The sequence below is a fragment of the Salinimicrobium aquimaris genome (assembly GCF_035607535.1).
Lineage (GTDB): Bacteria > Bacteroidota > Bacteroidia > Flavobacteriales > Flavobacteriaceae > Salinimicrobium.
This window is the reverse complement of sequence record NZ_JAYDZX010000001.1, coordinates 388,625-402,928: the sequence shown is the minus strand read 5'-3', so window position 1 is coordinate 402,928 and position 14,304 is coordinate 388,625. Positions and strand designations below refer to the sequence as shown.

The following is a 14,304-nucleotide window of genomic DNA, read 5'->3' as shown; positions in this document are numbered from 1 at the left end:
ACAAGTATTAGAAATTAATCTTATGACACTAATAAAAAGTATATCAGGAATTCGCGGAACCATTGGGGGACAGCCCTCAGATAATCTTACCCCGATTGATGCAGTAAAATTTGCAGCAGCCTATGGAAGTTGGCTTAAAAATAGTCAGCCGGGCAAGAAAACTAAAGTGGTGGTTGGCCGCGATGCCCGTATCTCCGGACCCATGATCCAACAGCTCGTCATGAATACCCTGGTTGGTCTTGGAATTGATGTAATCGATCTCGATCTTTCTACAACTCCAACTGTAGAAGTGGCAGTACCAATGGAAAAGGCTGATGGCGGCATCATCCTCACTGCAAGTCACAATCCCAAACAATGGAATGCCCTGAAACTTCTTAATCATAAAGGAGAATTCCTTAGCGGTGATGAGGGGGCGGAGATCCTTAAGATGGCTGAAAAAGCAGACTTTTCGTTTGCAGCTGTTGATGAGCTTGGAAAAATTACCGTTGTAGATCATTACATTGACACTCATATTGAAGAAGTGGTTTTGCTGCCTTTAGTGGATGCGAAAAAAATTGCGGAAGCCGGCTTTATAGTAGCTGTCGACGGTGTGAATTCGACAGGAGGAATAGCAGTTCCGAAATTGCTTAAAAGATTAGGAGTAAAGGTGAAAGAATTGTATTGTGAACCTACAGGACATTTTCCTCACAACCCGGAACCTCTTAAGGAGCACCTTACCGAGATCTGTGATCTAGTAAAAAAGGAAAAAGCAAATCTTGGAATTGTTGTGGATCCTGATGTCGACAGACTGGCATTCATTAGTGAAGATGGAGAGATGTTTGGAGAAGAATATACCCTTGTAGCCTGTGCTGATTATGTGCTGAGCAAAACGCCGGGAAATACTGTTAGTAATCTTTCTTCTTCCCGGGCTCTGAGAGATGTGACCGAGAAGTACGGAGGCAATTATGAAGCCAGTGCTGTTGGAGAAGTGAACGTGGTGGAATTAATGAAAAAGAACAATGCAGTTATTGGAGGTGAAGGAAACGGTGGAATTATTTATCCCGAACTTCATTACGGGCGGGACAGCCTTGTTGGAATTGCCCTCTTTTTAACCTTTTTGGCAGAAAAGAAAGTCAAGGTTTCAGAGCTGCGGAAATCCTATCCGGCTTATTTCATGAGTAAAAATAAAATTGAACTGACGCCAGATCTTGATGTAGATGGGATCTTACTGGAGATACAACAGAAATATTCGGGAGAGGAAGTAAGTACCATTGATGGGGTTAAGATCGATTTTGCAGAACATTGGGTTCACCTGCGCAAGTCGAACACAGAACCTATAATCAGGATCTATACCGAAGCGAAAAGTCAGGAGAAGGCAGATGAGATTGCGGGGAAAATGATGGAGGAGATAAGAGCGATTGCTAATCTTTGATGAGGACAGCTTGTTCGGGAATAGGAGCATTTCTGTGTTTCCATCTTTTGTGGGTCCACAGGTAATACTCTGGTTCTTCTCTTATCTGGTTCTCTAGATATTCAAAGTACTTACGGGTGATAAAGTATTCCCGTTCTTGTGCGGGTTCGTATGAAATAGTTTTAAAAGAGGCTACATAGTAGCCTCTTTTTACTTTTTTGACATGCAGGTATACAACAACCATGTCCAGGGAGCGGGAAAGTTGTTCCAGTCCCATAAAAACCGGAACTTCAATTCCCATAAACCTGGTCCAGGCTTTTGAGCGAGACAGTTTTGGCGACTGATCAGCTATCATAGCATAAACACCCCGAATCCCCTGCGTCTCGTTAAAAGTAATGGTCTTGGTGGCTTTGGTCGTAGGAATTAGCTCTCCGTCATACCGTCCCCTAATATCCTTCGCCATTTGATCAAAATACCGGTTTTTCACCTTTTTATAAACCCCAAATCCTCTGTAATCCAGGCCGTACAATTGAAGCGCATTCATCCACTCATAGCTGGCATAATGACCACAGGCAAGGAGAATGCTTTTGTCCATCTCCCTTATCTTCTGAATCTCTTCCACATTGGTAAAAGCAAAACGTTTTTTTAATTCTTCATTTGAAATGGAAATACTTTTGATCATTTCCAGAAACATGTCGACCATGTGCCGGTAAAACTTTCTGCGAATCTTTTTAAGCTCTTTTACAGACTTTTCAGGAAATACCAGTTCCAAGTTTTCTAAGACGGTGGATCTTCTATACCTGGCCACGTAAAAAACTATAAAAAATACGAGGTCCGAAAACAGATAAAACAGACTAAAGGGAAGAATTGAAATAAGCCATAAAAACGGGTAGGCCAGCCAGAAAACCAGTCGCTGCATTGAAAAGTGATTTAGGCAAATATATGGTATATTTGGCACTTTAATTTTAGCATTTATGGGAGATCTGGATGTCGTCACATTGATCATTATTGGAGTCAACGTAGTTATTTCTTTTAAAGGATTTAATGACCGTGCCTTCTTTGAAAAGTATAAATTCAATTCGGCAGCGGTTAAAAGAGGAGAGAAACTTAGAATCATTTCTTCAGGGTTCTTGCATGTAGACACGGCACATCTCTTTTTAAACATGCTTACATTGTACTTTTTCGCCGATGTTGTCATCGCCTCTCTCGGGAGCATCAGTTTTTTGTTGATCTATTTGATCAGTCTTTTACTGGGAAATTTGCTTTCGTATTACTTTCACAAGGACGAATATCATTATAATGCCGTAGGAGCAAGTGGAGCTGTTTCCGGAGTTATTTATGCCGCCATTCTACTTTATCCGGATATGAGCCTTTATATGTTCTTTATTCCTATTCCTATCCCTGCTTATGTGTTTGGAATTGGTTATATGCTGTACTCCATATACGGAATGAAAAACAGAATTGGTAATATAGGTCACGATGCACATTTTGGAGGAGCAGTGGGAGGTTATATCTTTACCTTGATCCTTGTTCCTCAGTTATTTGCCACTAGTTTATTTATGGTGATACTGCTTGCTGTTCCCATAGTTTTACTGTTTTTCCTACAAAAAACCGGGAAAATCTGACAATGGCATTGAAATTGAACATCCCAGTAAAACCAATTTCAAGTATGAAAAAATTTCTCTTATTAATCGCATTTTTGACAGGTATCATGAGCTTTGCTCAGGAAAAGCCTGAACCCTCAATTTCTGTCATGGGAACCGGAACAATGAGTGTAGTACCAGATAAGGTGCTCATCAATTCAAGGGTTGAACATACTGGTAAAACACCTGCAGAAGTTAAGCGGAAGAATGATGAAGTGGTCAACAGGATCATCAAATACCTTCGAAGTGAAGGAGTAGCAGCTAAAAATATTCAGACTGAATACATCCGTCTCAACAAAGAAGTCAATTATAATACACAGGACACCATGTATTCTGCAAATCAGGCAATATCTATTCAACTTACCAATCTTAAAGATTACGAAAAGATTATGTCTGGCCTTTTAAGTTCGGGATTGAACAGGATTGACGGGGTTCAGTTTCAGACTTCCAAGAAAGAAGCTTTACAGTCTGAGGCTCGAAAAAAGGCAGTTTTGAATGCAAAAATGAAAGCTGAAGAATATGCCCGGGCCCTGGGACAGAGTGCAGGGAAAGCCATTCGGATTTCGGAAGTACAGACAGACCATTATCAGCCGGTGTATCGCGTAATGGAAATGAAATCGGATAGTGCTGAGGAGCAAACTATAGCTCCCGGAGAAATGGAAATAACTGTAAAGGTGAATGTAGAATTTCTGCTGAATTAGCAGATTGTCTTTACAACAAAAAAGGGTGCGAACGGCACCCTTTTCTATTCCTGATGTTTCGATTTTAGTCTTGTGCAGAGTTTCCGTCCAAAACTTCTGCAACCTTTTCTCCAAGAGCATCACCTCTTAGATCTTTTCCAATGATCCTTCCATCTTCATCAAGCAGGAAAGCTGCCGGGATAGCACGAACGCCATATTCGACCGCAACGGGATCCTGCCAGAACATAAGGTTGGAAACGTGGTTCCATTGGCCCAGGTTGTCATCTTCAATAGCCTGCAACCATCTTTCTTTCTGGCCAGGTCGATCCAGCGACACCTGGATGATATTAAAGCCTTTATCGTGGTACTTGTTGTATACGTTCACGATGTTTGGGTTCTCCACTCTACAAGGTTTGCACCAGGAGGCCCAAAAATCTACCAGAGTCACTTTTCCTAAGACTTCATTTAAGGCAAGCTCATTCCCTTCTGGCGTTGGGGCACTAAACTGTGGTGCAATACTGCCAATATCTGTCTTGCTCAGTTTATCAAGGCTGGTTTTTACCATTTTTGCCAGGGAAGATTCTTTTATTTTTTCTCCAAGCTGCTCATATAAAGCCAATAATTCTGAAGAAGAATAAGCTGAAGAATTCAGCATATCCTGTAGGATCATAACAGAAACAATGGAGTTGGGATTGGATTCAATTAATTCCACTTTAACCTGCTTGTCTTCATCGAAAACCTGTTGCTGAAAAGCCTGAAGATCTTCCAGATTAGCAGAGTCCCTGTTCAACATAGCCTCTCTCATCGAGCTTCTATTCTCATTCATTTTCTTACTCACCTTCCTCACATTCTGAAGGTATGCAGTTAGCACCTTGTTATCCTCACCGCCGGAGATTTCTGAAGTATAGATGCTATCGGGATAAACAGTGAAATTAATAGGAGTATTATCAGCTATATAAACCACATTTCCGCGGGTTCCTTCTACGGTAAGAAAACTGATGGTTGGTTTATCCTTTTCAGGAAGATCAAGTTCGAATTTTCCATCCTGTACAGTTGCGGTATCTATATGTATTGCCTGAGTGTTACTTTCATTTAATTCAGAAACAATTATTTTCTGCCCATCTGGAGCATTTTGAACTGTTCCACTTATTCTATATCCTTCATTTTCGCCTTCACAGGCAGCCAGAAGAGCAACAACCCCGGCTAATAAAATTTTACGCATCATAGTTTATATTTTGGACAAAAATAAGGAAGATAGGGGAGAGAAGAAGTTCAATTAGATAAATAATTGTTAATATGAAGGAAGCTCTCAACCAGCGGCATCAAATTCTTTTAATTTTAAAATATGAAGAATCAAAAGGAGTTCCCATTAGAAATTAAGATAAGTTTCCATAAGATCATTGAACAATACCGCCAACAGTTGGAAAAAGAAACCAGTGAGATCTCCAGTGAATATCTGGAAAAAATGCTGGAATATATTTCCACCTTTCCGGTATTGGAGAAGGGGATTGAGAATTTTGATGATCTTAAAAAGCTCAAGGATCCAATAAGGATCCTTATGAAGGACCTTTTTCCTGAGATCCTTTCCAATATTCAGATAAAGGCGATCTCAATTCCTTTTCATAATATTATATTTAATTCTACTCAAAAATTCCGCAGCATTCTGGAAGGAGCAGGTAAGGATTTTTCTCTAAGTATGAGAAATCTCAATGCCGACCTTGATTATATTTATGCGTGTATTCTTATACTGAACAAACACTACGGATATGATATCGATTTTTCCAGACCATTATACTACGACATTCCTGATGAGAACAATATTTTGAGGCACTATAGAATAGATCTCAATTCAGATTTTATGGAATTAGAGCCTGGTGAAAATGCCAAAGAAATAACAAATGAGGATGTAGATGAGTTGATTCAGAATATTGAGGATATTGAGCTTTGGAAGAAGAAATTCCCACCCCAAAGCTGGATCTTTAAAGGTTTTACCATAATTACCCTTACCGATGTCACTGTAGATGATGCAATCTCTGATCTTAAAACAACTTTGCTTCAGCGCAACACTTCGGGTAAGGAAGAAATTGAAAAATTTGAAGAGATCTTCAAGTCAATCTACAGGATATCCAATCTTCGGGTAGGCTTTACAATGTATAATGAGCAGGAATCCTCCTTTGAACGCATGATGGGAAATCGGTCGCCAAGTTTTCTGCTCACGAATAAAAAGGGAACCAACTGTCATGGAGCTTTAAGTGAAGAAGCTTTTCAAAAACTGGTGAATGATCACCAATATTTCAGCATCCCAAACGTAGATAATTTCATTAAAAAATCTTCAGAAAATCTCCTGGCGAAGTCATTGCAAAAAGAAGGAGTCAAAAGTGCCATTTTAGCGCCTATTGCAAAAAATAATGTGCTGTTAGGAATACTCGAATTGGTGTCGTTTAAAAAGAATGAGTTAAACAGTATCAATGCCACCAAGCTTGAAGATATCCTGCCATACATTGTTACGGCCGTTGAAAGAAGCAAGGCAGAATTTGAGAACCGGGTAAAAGCTGTGATTCAGAGTGAGTGTACTTCCATTCACCCAAGCGTCCTCTGGATCTTCGAAAAAGAGGCAAGAAAATTTATCCGGGACCTGGATGAGGATGGTCTTGCATCTTTTAAAGATATCACCTTTGAAGATGTTTATCCGTTGTATGGAGAAATTGATATCGTCGCATCTTCTGAAGCCAGAAACGAAGCTATTCAAAGAGATCTTCTGGATCAATTAAAGCTAATCGAGAAGATTGTTTGTGAGGCTGAAGAGGTGGAAAAGCTAGACATCTATGAGCAGGTGAAATTCAGGATCAAAGAGTTTGAAGAAGATCTTTCCGAAAGTTTAAGTACCTCCAGTGAGCAGAAAGTCTTCAATTTGCTACAACGGGAAATTGACCCTGTAATGGAACATATTCAGAAGCAGACATCAGAATTAAAAGAGAAGGTGGAAGACTACCAGAAAAATATAAATTCTGAAAGGGGAATAATTTACAATCACCGGAAGAATTATGATGAGGCAGTACAGCAGATCAACCGAACAATGGCAAGATACATTGACCGCAAACAGGTAGATGCTCAAAGGATCTATCCTCATTATTTCGAAAGGTACAAGACCGATGGGGTTGAACACAATATTTACATAGGAGCTTCTCTGGTAGATAACAGGAATAAAGCATTTGACAAGGTTTATCTTTACAATCTTCGCTTATGGCAGTTGACCACCATGTGTGAGATGGAAAACCGGTTTTATCAAATCCAGGAGAACATGCCTCTTAAGCTCGAAGCCGCTTCTCTAATCCTAGTTTATAATACTACTCTTTCCATAAGATATAGAATGGACGAAAAGCAGTTCGATGTTGATGGAACTTACAATGCCAGGTATGAAATTATAAAGAAAAGAATAGATAAGGCATTTATAAAGGGTACAGAAGAAAGGGTCACAAAAAAGGGAAAAATTGCCATTGTTTATTCCAACAGGAGTGATGAAAGGGAATACCTGCGTTACATAAAATACCTGCAGTCAAAACGATATTTGGGTGCCAAAGTCGAAATGCTCGAGCTGGAAGACGTGCAGGGAGTTATAGGTCTAAAAGCAATAAGAATTGAAGTGCTTTATCACCTTGAGAATGAAAAGCACGAGGAGCAAATCTTCACCTATGAAGACCTTGAAAAGGTTTTAAACAAGGTAGTAGGTAGCAATAAAACTCAGGACCGAGAGGATAATTCCTATCATGAAGATGGTGTAGGTAATCCTTAACAGGTAATATTTGCGGTTAAGCACTACTCCAAGCATATAAAGGTCCTTCATTAAAGATTCATAAACTTCGGTTTGATTCTCAAGGATCTCATGCATTGCCCACTCGAACTGTTCGTAAGGCATGCGATGAAAATTTCCGAAGAAAAGCACGTTCACTTCGCCGTTCTTGATCTGTTCCCGGGTAAATTCTCCTGAAGTCACATTCGGTCTTGTTGACATAATAGCCCCCACAATAGATGCAACACTAAAGATCATCAGCACAAAGGTTGGTATCATGATCGTAGTACTGGTACTTTCAGGATTGGAAAGGTCCGGGATAAAATTTGCAATAGCAAGGGAAATAATAATAGCATTGACAGAAAGGAGAATGTTTGCCTTAGCATCTGCAATATCACTTAACTTCAGGTGGTTTCGCATGGTGACCCGAAATAAAGTCTGGATTCCCCTGTCAGGACTTTTATCTTTATATTTTACCTTTAGTCTGGCCTTGGCTTCTTCTTTGGCCAACTTCTTTTTAGCCTTTCTCTCTTTATTAAGTAGATCGTAAAGATTTTTTTCCTTCTGTTCACGCCAGTTTTGGCGGGCATAGGGAGTGTAATATTCGTGTTTTTCAGTGAAGAGTTCAATATTCTGCTGAATCCATTCCTGGTGACTGTAATTCTTGATTTTATGCAGCTTAAGTTCCTGTCTTAAGAATTCACTCGTTTCATCAAAATAGTCTTTAGCCAGGTGAGAAGTATCTGCATCCTTGAGGATCTTCTCTGAAAGATCCTGTGGTTCGGCATTCATTCTCGTGGCCATTATAAGCCGACTCACCTCCTTGATAAGCTCCTTGTCTGCATTTTGTTCCTTTAACCACTTTTCGGCTATTTCGGCACTTTTTTCCTCATGACCCGAATACGCTTGAGTATAACCTGTGTCATGAAGCCAGGCAGCCAGTAATATCGGCTCCTCCTGTTTAACATGAATTTGAGATTTTTCAATTAATTCTTTACTACTTTTAACTACCCTCTGAGTGTGCTTTAGGTTATGATAAATTAAAGTATTGGGCAGTTTTTTACTGAATAAATCCTTTACAAAGTTTTCAGCTTTCTCAATATGAGTTGTCATTCAGGTTCGGTTAGGTTTTAAACCAAATTACAAAAAAATCCCCCCAATAATTTTGTATGGAAAAAAATAACATATTTCTAACACTGGTACTGTTTCTGGTAATTTCGGGCTGTTCCCCTCATCTAAATCAACTTTATTACGCCAAAGATGAACCCACTAAAAATTTTGGCTATCCTCATGATAAACCTATAGAGAAATCCTTCTACTTATTAGGAGATGCAGGTTATTCACCACCCGGTGGTTCTTCGGAAGCTCTTTTGGCATTTAAGACCTATATTGATTCCGTAAAACAGATAGGGAACTACACCCTTTTCTTAGGAGATAACATTTATCCTGAAGGGCTGGTAGCAAAAGACCATCCTGAAAGGGAAATAGGCGAGTACCGGCTTGATGCTCAAATTGATGCCGTTGAAAATTACGACGGAGAACTCATTTTTATGCCTGGTAACCATGATTGGTATAATCAGGGGATAACCGGGCTTAAACGGCAGGAAGAATACCTGAAGGAAAAGCTGGAGCAGGAGAATGTCTATTTGCCGAAACCCGGATGCGGATTAACTTCAATAGAGGTATCGGAAAACATACAGTTGATCATCGCCGAATCTCAATGGTTCCTTGAGGATTGGGATGAGCATCCAACTATAAATGATGACTGTCCCGAAATAAAAACCCGGGAAGCCTGGTTTCTTGAAATAGATAATGAACTAAAAAAGAATCAGACGAAGACAGTTGTCTTTGCAATTCACCATCCACTTTACACTAATGGTCTTCACGGAGGTAAATTCCACTTGAACGACCACATCTTTCCAACTCAAAGAAAACTTCCACTTCCTATTTTAGGCTCTCTGGCTAATCTTATTAGAACTACAGGAGGGGTAACCAGTACAGATCTTCAGAATGAAAGATACAAGGGAATGCGAAAAAGGATTGAGACTATAGCCAGTAGGAGGGGGAATGTGATCTTTGTTTCGGGCCATGATCATTCCCTTCAGTATATTGAACATGATCAAATAAAACAGATCGTCTCGGGGTCTGCTTCTAAAGCATCTTACGTAGGCTTGAGAAATGACGGATTGTTTGCTTATTCGGGTCAGGGGTTTGTGACTTTAGACATTTTTGAAGATGGCTCTACCTGGGCGAGCTACTATGGCAGTGAGAACAAAAAACCAAAGCTGCTCTACCAGAAGGAAGTTATTGCTGCTCAACCTGAATTCCTTACAGACACTCTGCCAACAACTTTTCCCCGAACAGTAAAGGCTACAGTTTATGAACCTGATGAAACAGATGTTGGAGAAGTATACGAAAGCGTATGGGGGGACAGGTACAGGGAGTTGTACGGGACTCCTGTGGAGGCAAAAACAGCCATTCTGGATACCCTTTTTGGAGGGCTAAAGGTCGTAAGAGCAGGCGGAGGTCACCAAACCCGTTCCCTTAGGCTTAAAGATAGCTTAGGGAGGGATTATAATATGCGCGCTCTTAAGAAAAGTGCCGTTCAGTTTTTACAGACAGTGGCTTACAAGGACACACCTATAGAAACTAAATTTGAGAATACACTTGCCGAGGATGTAATACAGGATTTCTATACTTCGGCACATCCTTATGCTTTCCTGGCTATACCTACATTATCTAAAGCAGCAGGAATTTACCATACCAACCCAAAATTATTCTATGTTCCGAAGCAAAAAGCTTTGGGCCCATACAACAGGGAATATGGTGACGAACTTTATATGATCGTAGAACGACCTGAAGGAGATTGGAAGACGCTCGATACTTTTGGAAATCCTAATCATGACATTGAAAGCACTTCGGGAGTTTATGAGAGATTGAGAAGAGATGAAAAATACAGTTTGGACGAGGAGGCATATGTTCGTGCAAGGATTTTTGATATGCTCATAGGAGACTGGGACAGGCATGAAGATCAATGGAGATGGGCAGAATTTGAAGACAGCGACGGGAATAGACTATTTCGTCCCATTCCAAGGGATCGGGATCAGGTTTTCTCAAACTTTGATGGTGCTTTCTTCAATACTCTTAGGGGTCTAACGGGATTCGCAAATCAATTTGCTGTATATGATGAAGACATCAAAGATATTGAGTGGTTCAACTCTGCTGCTGTCGGCCTGGACAGAAGCCTAATTCAGAATATTACCAGAGAACAATGGCTGGAGCAGGCAAGGTACTTACAGGAGAATATTACCGATGAAGTCGTGCAGGAAGCTTTTAGCCATCTTCCTCCAGAAACAGTGGGTGAATCTACAGAAAGGATCATCAAAAATTTAAAGGCAAGAAGGAATAATCTGGTAGATCTTACCGAACGGTACTATAAATATTTTGCCAAGGTCGGTATTATTTCAGCCACAGATAAAGATGATCTTGTGGAAATAGAAAGACTGCCTCAAGGAGAGACCCGTGTGGGTATTTACAGGATCAAAGATGGAGAAAAAGCCGATGTGGTAAGTGAAAGGACCTATGATCCAAAATTCACAAGGGAGCTGTGGGTTTATGGTTTAGATGATGATGATGAATTTGAGGTGTTTGGGGATCATAAGAGTAAGATCCTGGTGAGGATCATTGGCGGACAGAATAATGATATATACAGGATCAAAAATGGGAAAAACATTAAGGTCTATGACTACAAATCCCTACCCAACACCGTGGAAATAAATGATGGTGCAGATATCACCTTCACAGATAATTACGAGGTGAACGTGTTTGATAAGGACCGGAAGATATATTCCACCACAGCAGTACTTCCGGCCGTAGGATACAATCCTGATGATGGATTTCAGGTGGGGCTAAGCACTTCTTTTACAAAATATGGCTTCCGAAGAAATCCTTTTACCGCACAGCACCGCTTTAGAGGTGGCTATTATTTTGCCACTCAAAGTTTTGACCTTCGATACCAGGGGGAATTTGCAAATGCTTTCCGGGAGTGGAATTTTCTTGTCGGAGCCCATTTTACAAATCCCAGCTACACGCATAATTTCTTCGGATTAGGAAATGAAACCCCAAGTTTTGAAGAGGAATTTGGGAAAGATTATAACCGGGTTCGCATAAGCAGGATAGGAGGAGAGGCCGGTGTGGTCAAAGAATCACCTTTTGGACGCTTTTATAAACTTGCCGCTTCTTTTGAGGGAGTACAAATAGAAGAAACCGAGGATAGATTCCTTTCTGAGAATTATCCTGAAGATGCTGCCTTCTATGAGCGGCTTTATTTTGCCGGCCTGGAAGGAACCTTTAGGTATGAAAGCTACGACAATGTACTTAATCCTACCAATGGAATGAGATTTCAGGTCATTGGTGGAGGAAAAATCAATACAGGAGAAACAGAGAACTTCTATGGTTACGTTAATCCATATCTCGGTTTTTACAGATCGGTAATTCGCAGCAGGAAACTTGTCTTAAATACCAGAATAGATGCTAAGGTGAACTTTGGGGATTCGTTTGAATTCTACCAGGCCGCGACTGCGGGTGGAGCTGAAAATTTGAGAGGTTTCAGGGAAGAAAGATTTGCCGGAGAAAGTTCCTTTGTATGGGGCAATGATCTAAGGTATAGCTTTGACAGCTTTAAGACCCGATTTTTCCCGGTTCAAATTGGCATTTTTGGAGGGTATGATGTTGGTCGTGTTTGGTTGGATGGGGAAGACAGTAATGTATGGCACGACAGTTACGGCGGAGGCTTCTGGATCACAGGTGCCGAAGCTATTTCAGCAAAGGTAAATCTCTTTACTGGCGGAGAAAAACCTCGCTTCAGTTTTAGTCTGGGTATGAATTTTTAGAGTTGTATTTCAAAAAATAACCCCTTTCGGAAAAACCGAAAGGGGTTATTTTTTTGCCATTTTTGGAAACCTATTTTTTATTCCCCTTCAGAAAAAGGTTTCTGAATATTTAATTTGTTATTGAATTCCAAAGTACGGATTGGGAATGGAATATTGACGTCATGCTCATCATACACTTTCTTAATAGCTATAATAGCAGCACTCTTTGCCATTAAAATATCTCTGTTTGAAGTCACATTTGCCCAGAAACGAACTACAAAATTGATGGAGCTGTCTCCGAACTCATTATACATAAATTCTACTTCCTCTCCTTTTTTCTGGGGATAAAGTTCAGAAAGAGTATTAATGGTGATGGTTTTTACCAACTCCAAATCAGAATTATAGGCTACCCCGCAATTCACCATAATACGTGATCTGGAGGTGCGTGAGAAATTTTTAAAGGGAGCATCTATGACCTGAGAGTTTGGGATAATTACGTAGTTATTATCTGCTTCCTTTATAACAATACTTCTAAGGTTTATTTCAACCACCCTTCCGGCGTAACCGTTGTTTTCTATCCAATCTCCAATCTGGATCTCCGGAAGAAAACTTAATAATATCCCCGAAAATGTGTTATTTAAAGTTCCTTGCAATGCGAGACCAACAGCTAATCCTACGACCCCGGCACCTGCAAGTACAGAGGTTAGTACTGTGTTGAGTTTTAATAATCCCAGTGCAACAAAAAATCCAACCGCAATAACAACTACCTTCATGATCTTGATGGTAATTTCGCGGATGGAAGCTTGCCTCACCTTGAACCTTAGGAGCCTGTCTAGTAGTTTTCCCAGGTATTTAGCAGCAAAGACAAAAAGTACAAATACAATTACCGCCAAAATGAAATTAGGCAAACCCAGGATGATGTGATCCAGCCATTCGCCTAATTTCGCTGAGATCCCTTTGAAGGAATCTTTTATATCAAATTGTTCCGACATCTAATTTACACCGGCTTATGCTGTTCTGCTGTTTTCATTTTCCAGGCATCAAGCATCCAACTGGTCTTTTCCAGTTCTCTTATGTAAGCACCAATAAGATCTATTGTACCTTCATCACCTCCTTTGTCTGCCACTTCAACTACCTTGCGCATCTGCTTTAAAATTGTTCCATGGTCATCCAATAAATTTGCGATCATTTCAGAATCTGTAAGATCAGATTTCGATTCCTTCAGATTTGATTTTTTTAAATAATCGCTAAGATTGCTGGTCGGTTGGTAGCGGAGAGTAAGAATACGCTCTGCAATTTCATCGATCTTCACCTTTGCGTCATCATAAAGTTCTTCAAACTTTTCATGAAGGTCGAAGAAATTTTTACCAATTACGTTCCAGTGATAGTTGCGGAGTTTTTGATAGTACAAATGATAATCGGCTAAAAGAATATTTAGCTCCTGAACTGTATTTGACGTCTCTTTGGCGTCTAATCCTAAATAGCTCATAGTTTTTAGTTATGGTTTTGTTGATTTGTATTCAAAGATACAATATGAAGCTTGTAATTCCAAGCAGAAGTTCCCTAATCTGAAATAGGGCGGTTGCCTTTGAGATCGAGCTTATTCATGAGTTCTTCCGAAATTTGCCCTGAGGTATAGTTGAAACCGTCGACCAGAACCCCTTTCCTGCCTGAAGATGTGGTAATTGCATAGAGGGTGGCTTCATCACCCGGGTTTGAAGGGCCCTCAAATCTATAAACTTCATCAACTACGAAATCCTGGGAGAGGAATTTTTTTCTGTCTTCGGGAGATTTCAGTTCGTCGTCCAGAAGGTTAAAATCCTCAGTGTAACCTTCTTCAGTTCGAAGCATATTCAGGGTTTGCGATAAAGTTCCTTTCTGTTTCATTGTTGTTAGTTTTGATTTGGTATAAATTACGCTTGTCAAAGCG

11 protein-coding genes are annotated in these 14,304 nt (G+C 40.2%); 5 read left to right on the top strand and 6 right to left on the bottom strand.

All coding sequences use genetic code 11. From position 1 onward, the window contains the following. Positions 1–22: 22 nt before the first annotated feature. Complete coding sequence (glmM, locus tag VR862_RS01845) at positions 23–1,411, top strand: phosphoglucosamine mutase (RefSeq protein ID WP_324719238.1); 1,389 nt, start codon at positions 23–25, stop codon at positions 1,409–1,411. Here the strand turns inward: glmM and VR862_RS01840 are convergent. Then, positions 1,401–2,309 (bottom strand): lysophospholipid acyltransferase family protein, encoded by a 909-nt coding sequence (locus VR862_RS01840; RefSeq protein WP_324719237.1) that lies wholly within the window; start codon positions 2,307–2,309, stop codon positions 1,401–1,403. The two genes, glmM and VR862_RS01840, sit on opposite strands and share 11 nt — an antisense overlap. A gap of 55 nt (positions 2,310–2,364) precedes the next feature. On the opposite strand from VR862_RS01840, the gene VR862_RS01835 reads away from it, so the two are divergent. Beyond that, positions 2,365–3,015: a rhomboid family intramembrane serine protease gene (locus tag VR862_RS01835; protein WP_324719236.1), complete on the top strand. Its 651-nt coding sequence runs from the start codon at positions 2,365–2,367 to the stop codon at positions 3,013–3,015. Positions 3,016–3,059: 44 nt separating this feature from the next. After that, complete coding sequence (locus VR862_RS01830; protein ID WP_324719235.1) at positions 3,060–3,734, top strand: SIMPL domain-containing protein; 675 nt, start codon at positions 3,060–3,062, stop codon at positions 3,732–3,734. 64 nt (positions 3,735–3,798) lie between these two features. Here the strand turns inward: VR862_RS01830 and VR862_RS01825 are convergent, their stop codons facing one another. Beyond that, the gene (locus VR862_RS01825; RefSeq protein WP_324719234.1) at positions 3,799–4,938 is read right to left on the bottom strand and encodes a redoxin domain-containing protein; all 1,140 of its coding nucleotides are present in this window, start codon (positions 4,936–4,938) and stop codon (positions 3,799–3,801) included. Between the two features lie 120 nt (positions 4,939–5,058). Here VR862_RS01825 and VR862_RS01820 point away from each other — a divergent pair, with 120 nt between their 5' ends. Beyond that, positions 5,059–7,506, top strand: coding sequence for a GAF domain-containing protein (locus VR862_RS01820; protein WP_324719233.1), 2,448 nt, complete (start codon positions 5,059–5,061; stop codon positions 7,504–7,506). Here the strand turns inward: VR862_RS01820 and VR862_RS01815 are convergent. After that, the gene (locus VR862_RS01815) at positions 7,426–8,616 is read right to left on the bottom strand and encodes a Pycsar system effector family protein (protein ID WP_324719232.1); all 1,191 of its coding nucleotides are present in this window, start codon (positions 8,614–8,616) and stop codon (positions 7,426–7,428) included. The two genes, VR862_RS01820 and VR862_RS01815, sit on opposite strands and share 81 nt — an antisense overlap. A gap of 56 nt (positions 8,617–8,672) precedes the next feature. On the opposite strand from VR862_RS01815, the gene VR862_RS01810 reads away from it, so the two are divergent. After that, on the top strand, positions 8,673–12,395 hold the full coding sequence (locus VR862_RS01810; protein WP_324719231.1) for a metallophosphoesterase: 3,723 nt from the start codon (positions 8,673–8,675) through the stop codon (positions 12,393–12,395). A 77-nt stretch (positions 12,396–12,472) separates the two neighbouring features. Here the strand turns inward: VR862_RS01810 and VR862_RS01805 are convergent, their stop codons facing one another. The 3 genes from VR862_RS01805 to VR862_RS01795 form a co-directional block, all read right to left on the bottom strand. Continuing rightward, a complete protein-coding gene (locus VR862_RS01805; RefSeq protein ID WP_324719230.1) occupies positions 12,473–13,366 on the bottom strand; it encodes a mechanosensitive ion channel family protein in 894 nt (297 codons plus the stop codon). Positions 13,367–13,371: 5 nt separating this feature from the next. After that, the gene (locus VR862_RS01800) at positions 13,372–13,863 is read right to left on the bottom strand and encodes a Dps family protein (protein WP_324719229.1); all 492 of its coding nucleotides are present in this window, start codon (positions 13,861–13,863) and stop codon (positions 13,372–13,374) included. A gap of 74 nt (positions 13,864–13,937) precedes the next feature. Continuing rightward, positions 13,938–14,261: a phosphoribosylpyrophosphate synthetase gene (locus VR862_RS01795; protein WP_324719228.1), complete on the bottom strand. Its 324-nt coding sequence runs from the start codon at positions 14,259–14,261 to the stop codon at positions 13,938–13,940. Positions 14,262–14,304 lie beyond the last annotated feature (43 nt).

Coding starts and splice junctions, on each gene's coding strand:
- glmM (WP_324719238.1), top strand. CDS start 23: ATGACACTAATAAAAAGTATATCAGGAATTCGCGGAACCATTGGGGGA.
- VR862_RS01840 (WP_324719237.1), bottom strand. CDS start 2,309: ATGCAGCGACTGGTTTTCTGGCTGGCCTACCCGTTTTTATGGCTTATT.
- VR862_RS01835 (WP_324719236.1), top strand. CDS start 2,365: ATGGGAGATCTGGATGTCGTCACATTGATCATTATTGGAGTCAACGTA.
- VR862_RS01830 (WP_324719235.1), top strand. CDS start 3,060: ATGAAAAAATTTCTCTTATTAATCGCATTTTTGACAGGTATCATGAGC.
- VR862_RS01825 (WP_324719234.1), bottom strand. CDS start 4,938: ATGATGCGTAAAATTTTATTAGCCGGGGTTGTTGCTCTTCTGGCTGCC.
- VR862_RS01820 (WP_324719233.1), top strand. CDS start 5,059: ATGAAGAATCAAAAGGAGTTCCCATTAGAAATTAAGATAAGTTTCCAT.
- VR862_RS01815 (WP_324719232.1), bottom strand. CDS start 8,616: ATGACAACTCATATTGAGAAAGCTGAAAACTTTGTAAAGGATTTATTC.
- VR862_RS01810 (WP_324719231.1), top strand. CDS start 8,673: ATGGAAAAAAATAACATATTTCTAACACTGGTACTGTTTCTGGTAATT.
- VR862_RS01805 (WP_324719230.1), bottom strand. CDS start 13,366: ATGTCGGAACAATTTGATATAAAAGATTCCTTCAAAGGGATCTCAGCG.
- VR862_RS01800 (WP_324719229.1), bottom strand. CDS start 13,863: ATGAGCTATTTAGGATTAGACGCCAAAGAGACGTCAAATACAGTTCAG.
- VR862_RS01795 (WP_324719228.1), bottom strand. CDS start 14,261: ATGAAACAGAAAGGAACTTTATCGCAAACCCTGAATATGCTTCGAACT.